Annotated in this window: 1 protein-coding gene; it reads left to right on the forward strand. The window is 47.6% G+C overall.

The features are described from left to right. Nucleotides 1-37 precede the first annotated feature (37 nt). On the forward strand, nt 38-1,333 hold a 1,296-nt coding region (locus NFS31_RS26755), incomplete at its 3' end, for an IS1380 family transposase (RefSeq protein ID WP_251502131.1).

Here is a 1,333-nt window from a genome sequence, read left to right on the forward strand (position 1 = left end):
TATTTTTTTAAGATGAAATAATATCACCCATTTGGTGATGTTTTCTGATACAATACTCCATAAGAATACTATGGAGGCAGTCATCATGAAAAAGATAAAAATTGAGTTTACCAATGAGCGTATCATCCCAGCCAGCGGCCTTGCAGTTGTCGGTGCTGTTCTCGGCAAATGCGACTTTGTAAAGCGCTGCAACCGTATGGATGTAACCCCAAACCGTTCACAGCACCAAATCAAGAACGGCGATGTCCTGCTCACTTATATCGGGCTCCTCACGATGGGAAAAACTGCTTATGAGTCCGTCCATGAGTTTGATGACGACCCGGATTTTTACAAATACGCACTTGGAATTGTCAGAAGCATCCCTTCTGAGGAAACCCTGCGCCAGCGGATGGATGACATTGGCTCCTCCATGCGTTCTTATATCCTTGCAGAAAACATCCGGATGCTAAGGGAAAATGGCATTGTACCGGGAAAACTTCCAAATGGTTATGTGCCAGTGGATATTGATGTTACGCCTTTTGATAATTCCAAGACGAAAAAGCAGGGTGTCTCCAGAACTTATAAAGGATATGACGGCTACGCACCGATCATGGCATATATTGGTACGGAAGGTTATCTGGCCAACTGTGAACTGCGGGAGGGAAAACAGCACTGCCAGAAGCATACCCCTGAATTTTTACGGGAAACCATCCGTATGTGCAGAGAGATTACGGATGAGCCGCTTCTGGTCCGCCTGGATTCAGGAAACGATGCCGCAGAGAATATCGGTATCCTGGTGGAAGCGGGCTGTCATTTCATCATAAAGCGCAACCTCCGCAAGGAAAGCAAAGAGGACTGGCTGAAGATGGCTCAGGAACACAGTAAGGATGTGGAAACTCCCCGGGATGGAAAGACCGTTTATATTGGAAGCGACTGGAAACCGGTTTCGTATAAACCAGAGGATGGCGAGGAAAAAAATATCACCCTGCGTACCGGTTATGAGATCATAAACCGTACCATTGATAAATATGGGCAATTCCTTTTGGAAGGCGACACAGAGGTCAATACCTGGTGGACAAACCTTGGGCTGACGGACCGCGAAGTCATCGGCCTCTATCATGCCCACGGCGAATGTGAACAGTTCCACAGCGAGATCAAGACTGATATGGATGTGGAGCGGCTGCCATCCGGCAAATTTGAGACCAACGAACTGGTACTGGAACTGACAATCCTGGCCTATAACATCCTGCGAATGATCGGACAGGAAAGCATGGGCAGGAAGGGAACCGGGACAAAACATAAAGTCAGACGCAGGAGGCTGCGCACGGTAATCGGAAACATGATCATGATGGCA

It is taken from the genome of Otoolea muris (assembly GCF_943193115.1).
GTDB classification, from domain to species: Bacteria; Bacillota; Clostridia; order Lachnospirales; family Lachnospiraceae; genus Otoolea; species Otoolea muris.